General features: G+C 40.7%; 14 protein-coding genes. 10 read left to right on the forward strand and 4 right to left on the reverse strand.

Features of this window, described 5'->3' with window-relative positions; translation table 11 throughout:
* Positions 1 to 13 precede the first annotated feature (13 nt).
* Positions 14 to 580: a DUF6658 family protein gene (locus ACR5KR_RS19815; RefSeq protein WP_445630849.1), complete on the reverse strand. Its 567-nt coding sequence runs from the start codon at positions 578 to 580 to the stop codon at positions 14 to 16.
* A 342-nt stretch (positions 581 to 922) separates the two neighbouring features.
* Between ACR5KR_RS19815 and ACR5KR_RS19820 the strand changes: the two genes are divergently transcribed.
* Positions 923 to 1,843: a lysylphosphatidylglycerol synthase domain-containing protein gene (locus ACR5KR_RS19820; protein ID WP_448267707.1), complete on the forward strand. Its 921-nt coding sequence runs from the start codon at positions 923 to 925 to the stop codon at positions 1,841 to 1,843.
* A gap of 18 nt (positions 1,844 to 1,861) precedes the next feature.
* On the opposite strand, the gene ACR5KR_RS19825 is transcribed toward ACR5KR_RS19820, so the two are convergent.
* The gene (locus ACR5KR_RS19825) at positions 1,862 to 3,175 is read right to left on the reverse strand and encodes a hypothetical protein (RefSeq protein WP_448267708.1); all 1,314 of its coding nucleotides are present in this window, start codon (positions 3,173 to 3,175) and stop codon (positions 1,862 to 1,864) included.
* A 1,056-nt stretch (positions 3,176 to 4,231) separates the two neighbouring features.
* Here ACR5KR_RS19825 and ndhL point away from each other — a divergent pair.
* The 5 genes from ndhL (at position 4,232) to ACR5KR_RS19850 (ending at position 8,446) form a co-directional block, all read left to right on the forward strand.
* Positions 4,232 to 4,444, forward strand: a complete 213-nt coding sequence (gene ndhL, locus ACR5KR_RS19830) for an NAD(P)H-quinone oxidoreductase subunit L (protein WP_445630846.1) — start codon at positions 4,232 to 4,234, stop codon at positions 4,442 to 4,444.
* 24 nt (positions 4,445 to 4,468) lie between these two features.
* Complete coding sequence (locus ACR5KR_RS19835; protein WP_322695024.1) at positions 4,469 to 4,780, forward strand: DUF3007 family protein; 312 nt, start codon at positions 4,469 to 4,471, stop codon at positions 4,778 to 4,780.
* A gap of 280 nt (positions 4,781 to 5,060) precedes the next feature.
* Positions 5,061 to 5,888 carry a tryptophan synthase subunit alpha gene (gene trpA, locus ACR5KR_RS19840; RefSeq protein WP_448267709.1) on the forward strand — a complete coding sequence of 276 codons (828 nt, stop codon included), beginning with the start codon at positions 5,061 to 5,063 and terminating at the stop codon, positions 5,886 to 5,888.
* Between the two features lie 236 nt (positions 5,889 to 6,124).
* Positions 6,125 to 6,790, forward strand: coding sequence for a heterocyst differentiation related protein (locus tag ACR5KR_RS19845; RefSeq protein WP_445630844.1), 666 nt, complete (start codon positions 6,125 to 6,127; stop codon positions 6,788 to 6,790).
* 114 nt (positions 6,791 to 6,904) lie between these two features.
* The gene (locus tag ACR5KR_RS19850) at positions 6,905 to 8,446 is read left to right on the forward strand and encodes a tetratricopeptide repeat protein (RefSeq protein WP_445630843.1); all 1,542 of its coding nucleotides are present in this window, start codon (positions 6,905 to 6,907) and stop codon (positions 8,444 to 8,446) included.
* 98 nt (positions 8,447 to 8,544) lie between these two features.
* On the opposite strand, the gene ACR5KR_RS19855 is transcribed toward ACR5KR_RS19850, so the two are convergent.
* Positions 8,545 to 10,473 (reverse strand): protein kinase domain-containing protein, encoded by a 1,929-nt coding sequence (locus ACR5KR_RS19855; RefSeq protein WP_448267711.1) that lies wholly within the window; start codon positions 10,471 to 10,473, stop codon positions 8,545 to 8,547.
* Between the two features lie 163 nt (positions 10,474 to 10,636).
* On the opposite strand from ACR5KR_RS19855, the gene ACR5KR_RS19860 reads away from it, so the two are divergent.
* Positions 10,637 to 11,125 (forward strand): hypothetical protein, encoded by a 489-nt coding sequence (locus tag ACR5KR_RS19860; RefSeq protein WP_445630841.1) that lies wholly within the window; start codon positions 10,637 to 10,639, stop codon positions 11,123 to 11,125.
* A 279-nt stretch (positions 11,126 to 11,404) separates the two neighbouring features.
* On the opposite strand, the gene ACR5KR_RS19865 is transcribed toward ACR5KR_RS19860, so the two are convergent.
* A complete protein-coding gene (locus ACR5KR_RS19865; RefSeq protein WP_448267712.1) occupies positions 11,405 to 12,316 on the reverse strand; it encodes a DNA cytosine methyltransferase in 912 nt (303 codons plus the stop codon).
* Positions 12,317 to 12,446: 130 nt separating this feature from the next.
* Here ACR5KR_RS19865 and ACR5KR_RS19870 point away from each other — a divergent pair, with 130 nt between their 5' ends.
* The 3 genes from ACR5KR_RS19870 (at position 12,447) to ygfZ (ending at position 14,889) form a co-directional block, all read left to right on the forward strand.
* Complete coding sequence (locus ACR5KR_RS19870; protein ID WP_448267714.1) at positions 12,447 to 12,686, forward strand: helix-turn-helix domain-containing protein; 240 nt, start codon at positions 12,447 to 12,449, stop codon at positions 12,684 to 12,686.
* Complete coding sequence (locus ACR5KR_RS19875) at positions 12,679 to 13,449, forward strand: HNH endonuclease (RefSeq protein WP_448267715.1); 771 nt, start codon at positions 12,679 to 12,681, stop codon at positions 13,447 to 13,449. Before ACR5KR_RS19870 ends, ACR5KR_RS19875 begins: the two co-directional genes overlap by 8 nt.
* A 444-nt stretch (positions 13,450 to 13,893) precedes the next feature.
* Positions 13,894 to 14,889 carry a CAF17-like 4Fe-4S cluster assembly/insertion protein YgfZ gene (gene ygfZ, locus ACR5KR_RS19880; RefSeq protein WP_448267717.1) on the forward strand — a complete coding sequence of 332 codons (996 nt, stop codon included), beginning with the start codon at positions 13,894 to 13,896 and terminating at the stop codon, positions 14,887 to 14,889.
* Positions 14,890 to 14,891: the final 2 nt, after the last annotated feature.

Here is a 14,891-nt window from a genome sequence, read left to right on the forward strand (position 1 = left end):
AAAAACAAGATTTTTATCTGTTTACTGCTGGATTTGGCTGTAATTCAGGTCTTGCTTTAGCTTCATCTGCCTTGTTCTTCAAAAAACCGGAAGCTTCTTCAACAGCTTCTTTTACAGTCTCAAGCCGATCTTTAACCCGCTCTCCTACACTTGATTCATTCTGAATCAAACCACCGGGTTCAGGCTGGCGGAAGTCTTTATCTGTGATGAATGGCAGTTCTGCTTCTTTCTGGACTCGACCTGCTGGTGTCTCGCCACCAGGATAAAGGATCTCAGATTCTGTATTTGTAGCAATCAACAATTGCGAACTTGGTTGTAAGCTAGCTTGGTCACGTCCCTGATTGGCTTTTGGGTTTGCTATTTTCGGATCGGTAGACATTCTGTAGTTGCTATAGTTGTCTCCACCATTTTTATAAGGGTTGTTTGCTCCACCGGCTTGTACAGCAGGATTTTGTGGATTTGCACCTTGAGCATTTGCCCCACTACAAGCAGTGCTAACTATCAACAATAGTCCAGCTAAAAAGATAGTTAATATCTGGCGCAATCTTATTTGTTTCAAGAATACTCTTACAGCGTTCACGTAGTCCTCCTTACCAAAATATTAATAAACTAAGAATTTGCTGAATCATTGGATTGGTCAGCAAGTTATTGTGCTTGTTTTGGTTCGCTCACTTTTGATAACCTTTATTCAGGATATGAATAATAAAATGCTATTTACCTCTAGCGCAGGCTACATTTTAATGAGTACAAAAACAATATCTTTATCTAACTCTAGAGAGATATAAAATAAAGTAATATACTTTTCGTAAACAGAACTACATATTGTTGTTTGATACTTCAAAAGCTTTTGATATATAGCTGATACATCATAAAATTTGAGGTATTCAGCCCTTGTTGCTCTCAACGTTAAATGACTAAATTTATGAAGCAATTTTTACGCTGGATAATTTTGGGGGGAACGCTGTTTTTTTTAGGAAAAGCTCTGAAGGATAATTGGATTGAGGTGACAGCTATCCGCATTGATGACGTAGGATGGGCAATTATGGCGATCGCTTGTGGGGTAACTTTACTAGCTCATACTTGGGCAGGCTGGATCTGGACTTGGATTCTGCAAGAGTTAAATCAACCTGTATCATCTATCCAATTCATCCAAGTTTACCTAAAAACGAACATCGCAAAGTATTTACCAGGTAATATCTGGCATCACTACGGGCGAATTGTCGCCGCTAAAAATGCCAATATTCCGACAGGTGCAGCCACCTTAAGCGTTTTGTTGGAACCGCTACTCATGCTAGCGGCTGCTTTAATCATCATTGTCTTATGTAGTAGCCAATTTGCAGCAGCGAATATTACCCTTGTTATCCAAATACTACAATTTCTGAGTTTAGCTGTAGTTCTTGGTGCGATTCATCCGTGGTTTTTGAATCCCGTAATTCGTTTTTTGTATAAATTAAAAGCAAAAAAGTCTGCTGCTACCACTCAATCAACTGTTCCCTTCAGTGTTAAAAGCTACCCTTTGCGCCCTTTGTTAGGAGAAGTGGGCTTTATGGGACTACGCGCCACTGGGTTTATACTAACTATGTTCGCCTTAGGTTCGTTGAATGGGAATCAAATTCCTTTGTTATTCGGGGCTTTTAGTTGCGCTTGGTTGTTGGGGTTTATTATACCTGGTGCGCCTGGTGGGTTAGGTGTGTTTGAAGCGACTGCGTATGAACTTTTACGACACCACTTTCCATCTGCCTTAGTATTTAGTGCGATCGCTCTATATCGTCTCATTAGTATTTTAGCTGAAACTGCGGGTGCTGCCTTAGCTTGGTTAGATGAACGCCTTGCGAAATCCTGAATTAAGCAAAACTCATTTTTATCTATCTACTTTCATTTGTGAAAACACACGATAGCTATCCAGATTTAATTGCTGATTACTGCTTTGTTCTTCTTCCATCTTAATTAAGTTATATTCTACATTTTCTGCATAAATGGCGAACGTAATATTAAAAATTTCGATAAAATTTATTACCCCTTTGCATTCATCTTCGGAATATTTTTCGTAAAAACGAATCAAATGAGCAATCCGAGTTTCTAAATGTCTTCGAGAATTTCTACAAATCAAAATAATCTTTAATAATATAATTACCAGGGTCAGAGCATGACCTTGACCAATTAATAAAATAAATAATTGCGAAGGTTCTTTAGAGTTTTCGGTTGTCAAGTAATCAATCACTCGATTACAGGTTCTCAAAAACAATTCTTTAGTGATAATTTCTTGATTATAATCTGTCTTCCATAACGATAAACTATGTGCAAACTGTCGCCGCCAATTTTCGACTGATTCTTGATTTTCTACAGGAAAAAATAAGTATTTTTCTAGGCTTTTTTTAAATTCTTTCAGAGTTTGATTTTTCGTTTGTTTGATAAATATATGGGCGATATTATCATGGCTAAATACGCCTTTCTTTAAGACAATTGCTTTTATTAAACGCAGAGCTTGATCTCCCAAAATACTGGGATTTTTATAGCGTGTTGTGCTTGAGACAGCAGATTGAGAACGAGCAATATACATTGCTAGTTCAAACTTAAATTTGTCTTTCATCTGTTTAGAAAGCCTTCTAGCAGCTTCTTGTTGCTCTTTAGGGTTCTTATTATTAACAGATTGATCGATCAATAAATAGGAAGTATAGCGATTAGCCCAATGACCTTTAGATGATTCTTCATATTTAGTAACAAATAATTTCAGATCCTTGTAATCTTTGCTGTTGGCAAACTTTTCTAGCCAGATTTTACAAGTTTTTACTACTGGAGGATTATTGTCTTTGATTTTCAGATTTTCATGAACAAATAAATTAACTAAGTCTTGGATATATTTGTCTTTTCGGTTAGTTTTCCAATTATTAATTATGATATAGCAACACCGCTTCAGTGTATTGTATAATTCTTCTTCATTATCATCTAAAAACACACTATATATTCCAGGTATATAATCGGAATATTCGCAATCAAGACCGTCTATAAATAAAGTTTTGAATTCTCGTAAAACATCTTCTGGTGGCAATTTATTGACAATTTCCACAAAGAAGCTATAAACCTCTTCTTGGGCAGTTTGCACATCTAATTGTCTAGTATTAGACGTAACATAATGGGAATTTTCCTGACTAATTGATAAACGATTAGCGGTCATTTCAGTTATCAGGACAAAAAGGGTTCCTGTTCATATTATTACTAGCTTAACCTTGGCGAACAGGAGCATCAATCTCTTCTTCAGAAATTCAGTCATCTTTTTACATAAATTTGATTAACTAGGGTTATAAATAAAGTATTAAAGATAAATTGTTTAGTTCTTCATCAAATAGTTCAGTAAAATTACTTATTTATAACCAGAAAATATCATACATAAATAGATATAAGCGAGTCGATCTATACATTTAGATACAACCCGCTCATACCTTCTACCGAAGCCTTTAGGTATTTTAAATTTTTAGTGGGGGTGGAGGGACTTGAACCCACACGACCTTTTACGGTCAACGGATTTTCATTCTCCCGCAGTTTTCACTGCTACCTGATAACAATAGCCTGCTCAGATTTTGAGAATTGGACTCTCCCTTTACCCTCGACTTAACGTTAGGGTAGCTCCCGTCGGGTCTCTGCACCTTCCCTCAATTTTGGATTTTAGATTTTGAATTTTGGATTGAAGATTAATCGGAAATCTAAAATCCCAAATCTAAAATTTTTGGGCTTGGCTCAGGATTGCCATGTCTGTCACCAGATTTAGGTTTCCCTGAGTTTGAGAGCTTCCACTTGAGGGATTTCTCCTTCAAGGCTCAATTATTTAAGTCCGTAGCGTCTACCATTCCGCCACACCCCCAAAGGTGTTTGGCAACTAGTGTAACTAGTTATTTTTTAGAGGTAGCAAATACCTCCTTATCTATTCCACCATCAATTGTGTCTTTTGTCCAACTAGATTGAAAATATTTTTTCCAGATTGGGCGATCGCTTCAGAAAGGTTTTCGATTTTGTCTGACTAGAGCATTTTTTTGCTAGTGGATTCACATAATAGCATGATATTAGCTTTTGTAATGAAATCCGTTGAATCGTCTCAGTAAAAGTACTCCAGCCCGCCAAAGCTGCGGTTTCGAGGAATTTTGGCGCAGTTATGTTGAAAGCATTATGACTAAACTTCTCTCTTGTCTGTCTCTTCAGCCTATGATGGAAAACAGATGCTTAAGACTTGAAAGTTATGATTGTCGCCCTGCTATATCTGATTTTGGCTGGAGCTTACCTTCTAGTAATCCCCGTTGCTGTTTTGCTGTATCTGAAGCAGCGTTGGTATGTGGGTGGCTCCATTGAGCGTGTCTTTATGTACTTTTTGGTGTTTTTCTTCTTTCCGGGTCTGTTGGTTCTATCGCCGTTTGCAAATTTTCGACCCCAACGGCGACAAATTCAAGTTTAACGAGATTGGTAGGTCATAACTCTCATGCGACGGATTGACGCGATTGGAATTGGCTTAGGTGTTTTTATTGCCGGCGGCTTGGCATACTTAGGATTACAGCTAGTTGGTTTGGATAATCAAAAAGCTGGTATATGGAGCCAAGTCTTGCTAGTCAGTGCCTTAGTTGGCTGGTTAGCCACCTATTTTTTCCGTGCGGTGGGACAAAAAATGACCTACCACCAACAGCGGGAACAGTATGAGCAAGACTTTCTGCAAAAGCGGCTAGACGAGCTTACTCCCGAAGAACTAGCACGAATTCAAGCCGAAATAGAACAAGAAAAGCAATCTCAGGTGTAAAGTTATCATTGGTCAGTTGTGATTTGTCCTTTGTCATTAGTCATTTGTCCTTTACTAATGACCAATGACCAATGACCAATGACCAATGACCAATAGACTTCTTGGCATTTGTTGGGAAAAGGGGAAAGTGGGGTTCCAAGAAGGGGATAAGGGGCGAGGGGAAGGGGAAAAAGGTTCTGCATAAGTCCCTTTTCCCTTTAACCTTTACCCTTTTCCCCAAGAGTGCAAAAAGCACAAATGCCAAGAGGTCTAATGACCAATGACCAATGACCAATGACCAATGACTGCGATTTCTGATTGCTTTAAAACTCTTGAGCACAATCGTGAATGCGCTCTGATTCCGTTTGTGACTGCTGGCGATCCAGATTTAGAAACAACAGCAAAAGCCTTGCAGGTTCTAGATCGTAGTGGAGCCGACATTATAGAAGTGGGTATACCCTATTCCGATCCTCTGGCTGATGGGCCAGTCATTCAAGCTGCTGCTACTCGCGCCTTGCAAAGGGGTACGAAATTGGAGCAGGTACTAGAAATGCTGCAAGGGATTACTCCCAAATTGCGATCGCCGATTGTTCTGTTGCTCTATTACAACTCAATTTTGCACCGGGGAATTGAAAAATTTCTTGAGCAAATTGCTGCTGCTGGGGTAGCAGGATTAATAATACCTGATTTGCCCTTGGAGGAAGCAGCAGGATTGTTGCAAGCAGCGAGTGAGATGGGAATTGACGTAATCTTGTTGGTAGCTCCCACCAGTTCTACCCAACGGATCGAAGCGATCGCTCGTTCTTCCCAAGGATTTATTTATTTAGTCAGCGTCACTGGAGTAACAGGGGTGCGATCGCAACTGGAAAACCGCGTGTCTGATTTACTCAAACAAATTCGTAGTGTTACTGATAAACCGATTGCAGTTGGCTTTGGCATATCTGAAGCCGAACAAGCCCGACAGGTAAGAGAATGGGGCGCAGATGGTGCGATCGTGGGTAGCGCTGTTGTCAAACGGTTAGCCCAAGGCACACCAGAGCAGGGACTTTCGGCGATCGCCGAATTTTGCCAAAGTCTCAAAGCAGCCATCAAACCGACCAACACCAGCACAAATACTCCTCTTGATTAGACCCAGAAAGTAGATTAAAAAAGTATAACAGTGTAGTTTTTCTCTCCTTATTTGATAGACAATTTGACCATTATGGTCTTGAATATTAACATCAGATATGATGATGTAAAAAAACTAGCTGATAGAGTTGCTTATAGTTTGAGTATTATGTGAAATTAACTAGGCATAATTTATGAGTGTGAGAGTGAGTCGGTCACAAATGATTATAGTTACGTCGCAATCGAGGAGCAAAGGCGATGAGTGAGAGTATGGCGTTTATCGGTGGGGTTGCCGTAGCTGGGCTGGCGGCTCTCGTATTGCTCAAAGGAACAAATACCCCTCTACAACCTAACTTTGCTGTTACTCCACAAATCCCAGGTGTAGTCGCGCCTCAAGGAATGCAACCACAAATGTATCCTTACGGGCCTTATGGGCAACCAATGTATCCCAATCAGGTTCAACCACCGACTGGTACTAATAATGACCAGCGCTTAGAGATGGAGAAGCTGAACACGCAGATGCAACTGGAGCGTTTAAAAAACGACAATGAACAGCTAAAGTTGCAAAATCAACAACTCCAAGGCCAAGTTCAAAATTTCAATACTCAGCAGCAGTGGCAATTAGCCCAGCAAAATAACCAACAAAAATCAGCAGCAACATTCCAGCCGCAAAATAATTGGTGGTCTTCACCTGTGCTTTGGGCTGTGGGAGGGGCAACTCTCACTATTGGTGGTGGTGTTGTTGTCGCTGGAGTATTGGCTTTGTTCTCACCACGGCAGCGTCCAGCCCGTACTGTACAAGTGATTCACCCTTACCAAGGAAATACGCCACCCTTGGTTCCAGTCCGTCGTGCTGAGTTTCTGCCTGCTTCGCGGATGGAAGCAAGACGAGTTGAAGCCCCAGAATACGACGAAATGCAGTAACAATAAAAAATATCGCACAAAGCATCTAGGTAAGAGATATACAGGGTAACACTGTTAAAATACTGCCTAGATGCTTTTTTTGTACATGAGTGATTAATCAAGCTCAAAAAGCGGATGAAACTCAAAAAACTGGCGATGTCTTCTCTGCGAAACGCTACGCGTAGCTTGCTTTTCCGTAGGAGTACGACCACCTGCGCTCATGCAGTATTATTAATCATATTTAGTGTAGCTTGTCAACCTGTGGATAAGGTTGCCATTTACGAGAAAAATAATGGTAAGCAACCACTCCAAGCAGAACTTTTAGCTAAAATTGCTGTCGGATATGCAAAATTAGGACAACAGGATAAAGCCTCAAGGTTATTAGCCCCAGCTATTCAAACTATCAAAATAAATGAGTCTATCAAAACAAGTGAGTCTTTTTACATTAGACTCAAATTATTGGAGCAATTGGGAATTATTTATGTAGAAATGGGACAATACGACAAAGCACTTCAAGTAGCAAAATCTCTTCAAGTATACGAGCCAAAATACAGTGATATTGGGTTGAAACATATTACTACTTGCCTAATACAAGTGGGGCAATACGAAAAAGCCCTTCAAGTTGCCAAATTAATATCAATAAATGTGACAAAGGGGTTTTTAAATGGAAAAGATTACATTATTTCTCAATCTATAGTAATGTCTGAAGTTGCACTTAAGTATGCACAAACTGGGCAAAAGGCTCAAGCAGAACAGATATTAGTACAAGCACTTCAAAAAGCTAAAACCAGTGATGAGATGGTTGAAATTGCACTCAAATATGCACAAGTTGGACAAAAAGCAAAGGCATTGCAACTGCTAGCGCAAGCCCCACAAAATGCACAATATCCAGATAATAACGCTGAAGTGGCCAAAGTGGCTAAAGTGGCTGTTAAGTATGCACAAGTAGGACAACAGGCTAAGGGAGAACAGCTGTTAGCCCAAGCCCTTCAAAGTATTAAAAAGGAAAAATATGATAGCATAAAAAATTTTTATTTAGCTGATATTGCTGTTGATTATGCAGAACTGGGGCAATGCAACCAATCTATTGTGATTGCCAAATCAATAAAGGATTACCCTGATTATGAAGCATTTAAAGACGCTTATATCACTCATGATGGTTTAATTCTTGGTGATTCTTCAGATGTGTTTGCTGAAATTGCTATGACGTGTGCAGTAGTAGAGCAATATGAGCAAGCCCTGCAAGCGATCGAGGAAACAAAGTACTCTAACAATAAAAGGGAAGCATTGAGTGTACTTGCTGTTGAGTACGCAAAAAAGAGTCAATACGAGCAGGCTTTTCAACTACTTAAAGAGGATGCTGAGTCTGACTATAAAAAAGCCTTGCTTTCGTCAGAGTCTGACTCTATCAAAGAGTTGCTTTTTTATGATTCTGAATATGTCAAAGTCTCAGCTTTGCCCAAAATTGTTGAGCAAGCTACTCAAGTAGAACCATCTGTTAAAGCAGAGCAGGTATTATCCCAAGCACTTGAAGTTGCTCAAACTACTAAAAGCCGTGATAAGAAAGTTAAGGTGATAACTGCGATCGCTATTGGGTACGCACAATTAAAACAAAAAGATAAAAGCGAACAATTGTTAGCACAAGCACTTCAAATTGCAGAAAATATACATCAATAAAAAATAAATTAGTTCAACATCAATAGGTAAAGGTAATAAGATTATCTATTACTTATTACCAATATATGCTGAAACATTATAATTAACAAACTTTGATTTCACAAACCGCCTTTAGGAGTTTCTGTAGCATTAGGACTCTCTTTAGTGGCAGGTTGCTTAGTATCGGGAAGTTGCTGTTGGGTATTTTTTTGATTACCTTGATTTTCTAGCTGAGTTAGTGCCTGTTTTGCCAAATTTTCGGCTGCTTGTTTAAATAATGGTTCGATTCTATTTCGCCAGTATTTAGTATTAGGCAACTTTTCTGGATGGTTTCTATAATCTAAAACTTTATCCCATTTACCATCATCTATTGCTTTATTAATCTCGTTAGATAATGCCTCCGCCTTTGCCCAATCTGACTGCCACTGGGCAATCATTTTGCTCGTCTCTTGGATACCAGAAGCAGCATTTGCGGGAACCGATCTTAAAAGTGCGATCGCTCCAATTATATCCCCTGAATCATACTTATTTTTTGCTTGTTCTACAATATTGGCACTGTTATCATTAGGCTGCGATCGTTGTGATTTCTTTGCATCGTCAGTTGACCCCTTTGGCTTTTCTGGTAATGGAGTTACCACATCCTTAGATTTTGGTTTTGGCTGGGGAATAGTTCGAGTCGCAATCAAGCTACTATCATCTACAATCTTAGTTGCAATGCCCTTTTCGCGTAGGCAAGAACTCCATTCCTGATTATTAGTTATCACGGTCGGATGTACCCAAGCCAAACGACCAGATTTAAGCTTAACTTCTATCCAACCTGCTTTTGTTCGCTTGCCAGTCACCTCGAAATTGGTGTTATTAGCAACAGTTTGCACAATATTATCAGAATTTATCGAACTAGGTTCAGAACGAATATTAGAATTTCCGACAACAACAGCCGAGCATTTGTTTGCTAAAGTCGTATCCTTACCTGTAAGATTTAAAGCAAAATTTTTCACATTAGGATATACATTTGCTACCAAAGCAGCTGCACCACCCGCCAGTAATATACCAATTAATATCGGCCAGGGGTCGGATTTACTAGAGTCTTGACGCGCAGGTTTGACAGGGATAGGATTTGCTGGTGCAACTGCAATAGTTTGCAGCCGAGATACTTGAGGCTGAGATTTGGCTGCTTGGTAACTAGAATTGTTAGCGACTTCTTGAGGTGTAGAAAGTGCAGGTACTGGATTAATCGCGTCTTTACAGGCTTGCAGTGCTTCCGTGGCGTTTTGATAGCGGTCTTTGAAGTGATAATGCACCATCTTGGACAATACTGCTGCCAATCGATGGTTCACGGTTACTGAATGCTGCCAGATAACTTCCCCTGTTTCCGGGTCTTCTTGCAACTCTGTTGGCTGTAATCCTGTTAATGCTTGAATGGCGATGATGCCAAGGGAATAGATATCGCTGTTGGGACGGGGTTTACCTTGCCCTTGTTCTGTAGGCATATAGCCAGGAGTACCGATAACTACTGTCGCAGATGCTTGTCCGCCCACTGTTACCAGTTGTGTACGCAGTTGCTTTACTGCTCCAAAATCAACTAAAACTAACTTATTATCTGAGGCACGGCGAATGATATTATCCGGTTTGATGTCGCGGTGAATCACGCCTTGGCGATGGACAAATTCCAGAATTTCTAGAACTTCTTGCAACAGTTGAATTACTTGGTTTTCACTCCAGCGCTTACCAGGTATAAGTTCCTCAGCTAGGGTATGTCCTTCAATATATTCTTGTACTAGATAGAATTCTTGGTTTTCGTCAAAGTACGCCAGTAACCTCGGTATTTGGTCATGGTTGCCCAGTTTTTCTAAAGTTTCAGCTTCACTGCTGAACAAGCGTTTAGCAGTATCAAAAACTCTGGGGTCAGTTCCGGGTTTGAGATGCTTGACAACGCAGATAGGATTGCCTGGTCGCCTAGTATCTTGGGCAATGTAGGTTTGACCAAATCCTCCCATCGCGAGGACTCGAATTACTTGGTAACGATGGTCTAGTAGCTTGCCGATCATATTCTCTCCCCAGAGTTATTACCTAATTTTCCAGCTGGTAATAAATATCTCCAAATTTTCTTCATTGAAATCCGCTATCTTGAGAAAAGATTTAGATTAAAAACGCAGCTTTTTAATAAACGCAGACTGTTTATTTTTCTTTTAGTGCCCCTGTTTATTACCAATGCCACCTAAAATAACAAATCCAGTTGCATGGCAGCAGGCTGAAATCCTCATGCAACCTGCTTTCATTCGCGTTATCGACAATATCCGCAAGCAGCTTGATGAATCTTCCTGGACGGGAACTTACCATGATGTCCTGATTTGGCCGCCTAGCACCACTGATGAAATCAAAGCATTGGTGAGTGAGCTATTGCAAGCAATCGAAACTGCAACGCCCCAAGAAGCAGATGAAATCAGAGGAACTCTGGCTCGTCTGCCGATGCCCCATCCAGGATATCATCTACGTTTGCAGCGTCAACAGCAAGAAGCAAGTATCGATTTGTGGGAACTGTGTTATCAGGTGTGTTTTCTTGAATACAGCCCAGAGTTGGAAGTTGCTGATATTGATACTAGTTTAATCGATGAATTCGGTGAAGTGGATTGGCTGCGTTTGGATGCCAAGTCAAAGGAGTTAGTTGAGCAGGCGTTTGCTAAATTGCCAGAGAGTTGACAAAATTAAGTGCGACACTTAATAGCCCGTCGTAGACATCGCTCTCTCATTATCCCAAGAGGGCGATCGCTTAGTTGTTCAAACCCCTATTTGTAAAAATTGAAATAATATTTACATTAACTTAATTTAATGTGCGTTTGTTTGTCCTGTTGTTGTGGCGATTCCTGGGCAGACATTGGGGTTTAAAAAGAGTTTTTTGGTGAGATATCCTGATAGTCATGTCACGCGGATTGTAAAGAAGTAGTTTTCGCAAGAGTGCTTCAGTATTTAGGTTTAGTGTTAAGTTGGGACATTTGGTACATTATTTAAATCACTCTCGACTTCTATGATCTTTGTTCCAATCCATTTGGCGATTGCTGGGACAACGGCGTTACCAAGGAGTCGCCCTCGGCGACCGTCCATCCTGGGGGAAATCCCATTAGCCTCTCCCACTCTGTCCACGTCAAGTTTCTCGCCACAGAGTATTGGTCGGTCTGAATGACCTCCTTGATGTCCTCCAGTTTGGGCACGTAACGTGGGGCAGATGCTTTTTGCCAGAGTGTACCCGAAGCCACCGCGACGTTGTACCACAAGCGGAGTGTCTCTGAAAGTGCTTTGACAAATGCTCGATCCAGTTTGCGTCCGGCTCGATTTTCGCGCCGCAGAATCCCCAGACAATTCGCTGCTGTCAGTAAAGATTCTATAGGCACATTCTGATCTAAAACTGGCGATAAAGAATATTCTGTCTCGGTTGTGAGGTATACCCGTATGGAGAGCGTTACACGATAACCATCCCCCCAAATACCCATTCTCTTCCAACGTGTCGGTAACTGCCTCAAGGGCAGCTCCTTGCTCTGCTGAGAGCAAACCAGGCACATTTTCCAAGACCAACCACGTTGGCTGAACTTCTGCAACAAGTTCCATAAACCTGTAGAACAAGCTGCTTCGCTCTCCTGCAAGTCCTTGGCGATTTGTGTTTGCGTTACTAAGGTCTTGGCATGGCCATCCTGCACACCATAAGTCAGTGGCAGGGATAGTTGAAGATGATAGGGTTCTGATGTCTGCATGTATGGGTACAAGAGGCCAGTGACGTTTCAAAATTTTCTGACAAAATTCATCTATTTCACATTGAAAAACAACCTGCATTCCTGCTTGTTCAAAACCGAGGTCAAAACCACCAATTCCTGCAAAAAATGAGGCAACACGTATCATAACGTTCAATATAGCAAAGAGAAAATTAAACTATGAAATTCTCTGATACTTTTTAATTGTAGACGATTATCGTCTACAAAATATACTACTTGTCGCTAACATCCTAAATGTTGGATAGAAGCTCTTAGTTATGAGTGTTGCAAATATAGTTGGTTCCAGAGTAAGAGAAGCACGAGAAAAACGTGGCTGGGATCAGGTTGAACTGGCAGCTACCCTTTTTGTAGACTTCAACATCAAGCTTGAACAGTCAGATATCTCAGAAATAGAAAGACAAGTCCGAGGTGTAAAAGATTATGAATTAAATGCGATCGCACTGGCATTGGATGTCGATCCTGTTTGGCTACTACGTGGGGGCAATTTTAATGCCTAGAAAAAATCGTGGTAGGCAAAGATTCCTTTCCCTAGAGCCAGTAAATCAGGATTCTGTTTTGGGAAACTTTTATAGAGAGCAGTGGATAGAAGAAGTATGTGCTGGTTTTGTGTCTCCAAGTCGTGCCAACAGAGAATATTACAGAGTTTTACTAGAGGAGCTTTGGCCCAGTGATCGCGGTATTCCAGGCCCCTATATTACAACAAATCAACTACGTGAGGCTGTAAACAGGTATAGATTAAGTAAGCATACTGGAGATGCTCCATACAAGCCTTATGTTGATGTATTCCGCCGAGTGCGTGAACTCCAAGGTGAGGAAGGAGTTGTCGGTATTGCGCGAGAGGGAAATACTTATCAATTAGTAAATTTAACCCTTGCTGAAAAACGAAAACCAAGAGTCAAACTCATAAATGAGGTTTGGGATGTTGTTTTGGAAACGTACAAACACAGATGTGCAGTTTGTGGAAGACAAGAGCCTGATGTAAGACTTGAGCAAGATCACAAAGTTCCACGTACCAGAGGAGGAGGAGATGAATTAGAAAACTGCCAACCACTGTGTGGAGAATGTAATAACTTTAAAAGTACTTCGTGTCGTGGTTGCCAGCTTGATTGTAACCAGTGTGCTTGGGCATTTCCTGAAGAATATGCACCTGTTAAGATGTCATCAATTAATATTTTAAGGATAAGGAGTCTTGCCCTTGAAAGAAAAGTTCTGCCAGAACTTATACTCAACGAAATCATTCAAAAATACTTTGAGAATTAGATTGTCTAGACAGTAAAATGCAGTAAGCGAAAATGCATTAAAATCCCTCGAAAAAGTTGCAGATAATCGAGATATATCACCTCAAGCCTTGCTAAAGTTAAGTAAGTCGCGACAGCTTTAATATTTTTCACAAAATCACAATTTTCATCAATAAAAAGATGATTTTGCTAACCACAGCTTTAACATTCTTCACAAAATCGCGATTTTCATCAACAAAAGAATGATTTTGCTAACCACAGCTTAAATGTTCTTTACAAAATCGCGATTTTCATCAACAAAAGAATGATTTTGCTAGCCACAGCTTTAATTTTCTTCACCAATCGCGATGTTGATAATATTTTGATTAGACGCTAGAAGAAAACCGGAGGTAGATTGAAGCCGCAAACGGTTATTTGCTAAGATTTCCAGTGCGACAACATTCAAACAGGGCAACTTCTGATCGCTATGCCAACATCTACACTTGACGATAAAGACGCAGCAGCTATCCAAGCCGCCAGAGTTGGGGTTGCAATCTGCGATCGCACCGCTTGGGGACGGATTAAAGTAGCTGGCGACGATCGCCTCAATTTCTTACACAACCAAAGTACTAACAATTTCCAAATACTCAAGCCAGGACAAGGTTGTGATACGGTTTTTGTTACTTCCACAGCCAGAACAATTGATTTAGTAACCGCCTACGTTAGAGAAGATGCGGTAATCTTGCTGGTTTCACCTAACCGTCGCCAGTTTTTGATGGAATGGCTGGATAAATATATTTTCTATGCAGATAAGGTGGAATTATCTGATATTACCCAATACACCAACACCTTCAGCCTGATTGGTCCAGGAAGCGACCCTGTTTTAGAAAAGTTGGGTATTGGCGAACTCATCGGCCAACCTTACGGTAGTCACCAAGTATACACCATCGCTCCGGCTGAGGGCGTGCGAATTGCTGTAGGTAGCGGGTTAGCTGCGCCCGGATACACCTTAACTTTCCCCTATACTGACAAAGAAACAGTATGGAACAAATTATTAGAAGCTGGGGCGGTAGAGATGAGCGATCGCGCTTGGGATGCCTTGCGAATTTTACAAGGCCGCCCCGCCCCAGATGCGGAACTCACAGATGATTACAATCCTCTAGAAGTGGGTTTGTGGCAAACAATTTCTTTTACTAAAGGTTGCTATATTGGGCAAGAAACTATTGCTCGGTTAAATACATATAAAGGTGTAAAACAACACCTTTTAGGTATCCGTCTCAATGCCCCTGTGGAAGTTGGAAGTGCGATCGCAGTTGCAGATGAAAAGGTTGGCAAACTTACTAGTTACACCCAAACCGCTGATGGTTACTTTGGACTAGGTTACATTCGCACCAAAGCTGGTGGTGTAGGTTTAAAAGTCAAAGTGGGAGAAACTGAAGGTGAAGTCATAGAAATCCCGTTTGTTTCTCACGAATATCCGTAAGT

This window comes from Nostoc sp. DSM 114159, from assembly GCF_053470285.1.

Coding starts and splice junctions, on each gene's coding strand:
- ACR5KR_RS19860 (WP_445630841.1), top strand. CDS start 10,637: ATGCCACCTAAAATAACAAATCCAGTTGCATGGCAGCAGGCTGAAATC.
- ACR5KR_RS19835 (WP_322695024.1), top strand. CDS start 4,469: ATGCGACGGATTGACGCGATTGGAATTGGCTTAGGTGTTTTTATTGCC.
- ygfZ (WP_448267717.1), top strand. CDS start 13,894: ATGCCAACATCTACACTTGACGATAAAGACGCAGCAGCTATCCAAGCC.
- ACR5KR_RS19850 (WP_445630843.1), top strand. CDS start 6,905: ATGAAACTCAAAAAACTGGCGATGTCTTCTCTGCGAAACGCTACGCGT.
- ACR5KR_RS19820 (WP_448267707.1), top strand. CDS start 923: ATGAAGCAATTTTTACGCTGGATAATTTTGGGGGGAACGCTGTTTTTT.
- ACR5KR_RS19875 (WP_448267715.1), top strand. CDS start 12,679: ATGCCTAGAAAAAATCGTGGTAGGCAAAGATTCCTTTCCCTAGAGCCA.
- ACR5KR_RS19865 (WP_448267712.1), bottom strand. CDS start 12,316: ATGATACGTGTTGCCTCATTTTTTGCAGGAATTGGTGGTTTTGACCTC.
- ACR5KR_RS19845 (WP_445630844.1), top strand. CDS start 6,125: ATGAGTGAGAGTATGGCGTTTATCGGTGGGGTTGCCGTAGCTGGGCTG.
- ACR5KR_RS19870 (WP_448267714.1), top strand. CDS start 12,447: ATGAGTGTTGCAAATATAGTTGGTTCCAGAGTAAGAGAAGCACGAGAA.
- trpA (WP_448267709.1), top strand. CDS start 5,061: ATGACTGCGATTTCTGATTGCTTTAAAACTCTTGAGCACAATCGTGAA.
- ACR5KR_RS19825 (WP_448267708.1), bottom strand. CDS start 3,175: ATGACCGCTAATCGTTTATCAATTAGTCAGGAAAATTCCCATTATGTT.
- ndhL (WP_445630846.1), top strand. CDS start 4,232: ATGATTGTCGCCCTGCTATATCTGATTTTGGCTGGAGCTTACCTTCTA.
- ACR5KR_RS19855 (WP_448267711.1), bottom strand. CDS start 10,473: ATGATCGGCAAGCTACTAGACCATCGTTACCAAGTAATTCGAGTCCTC.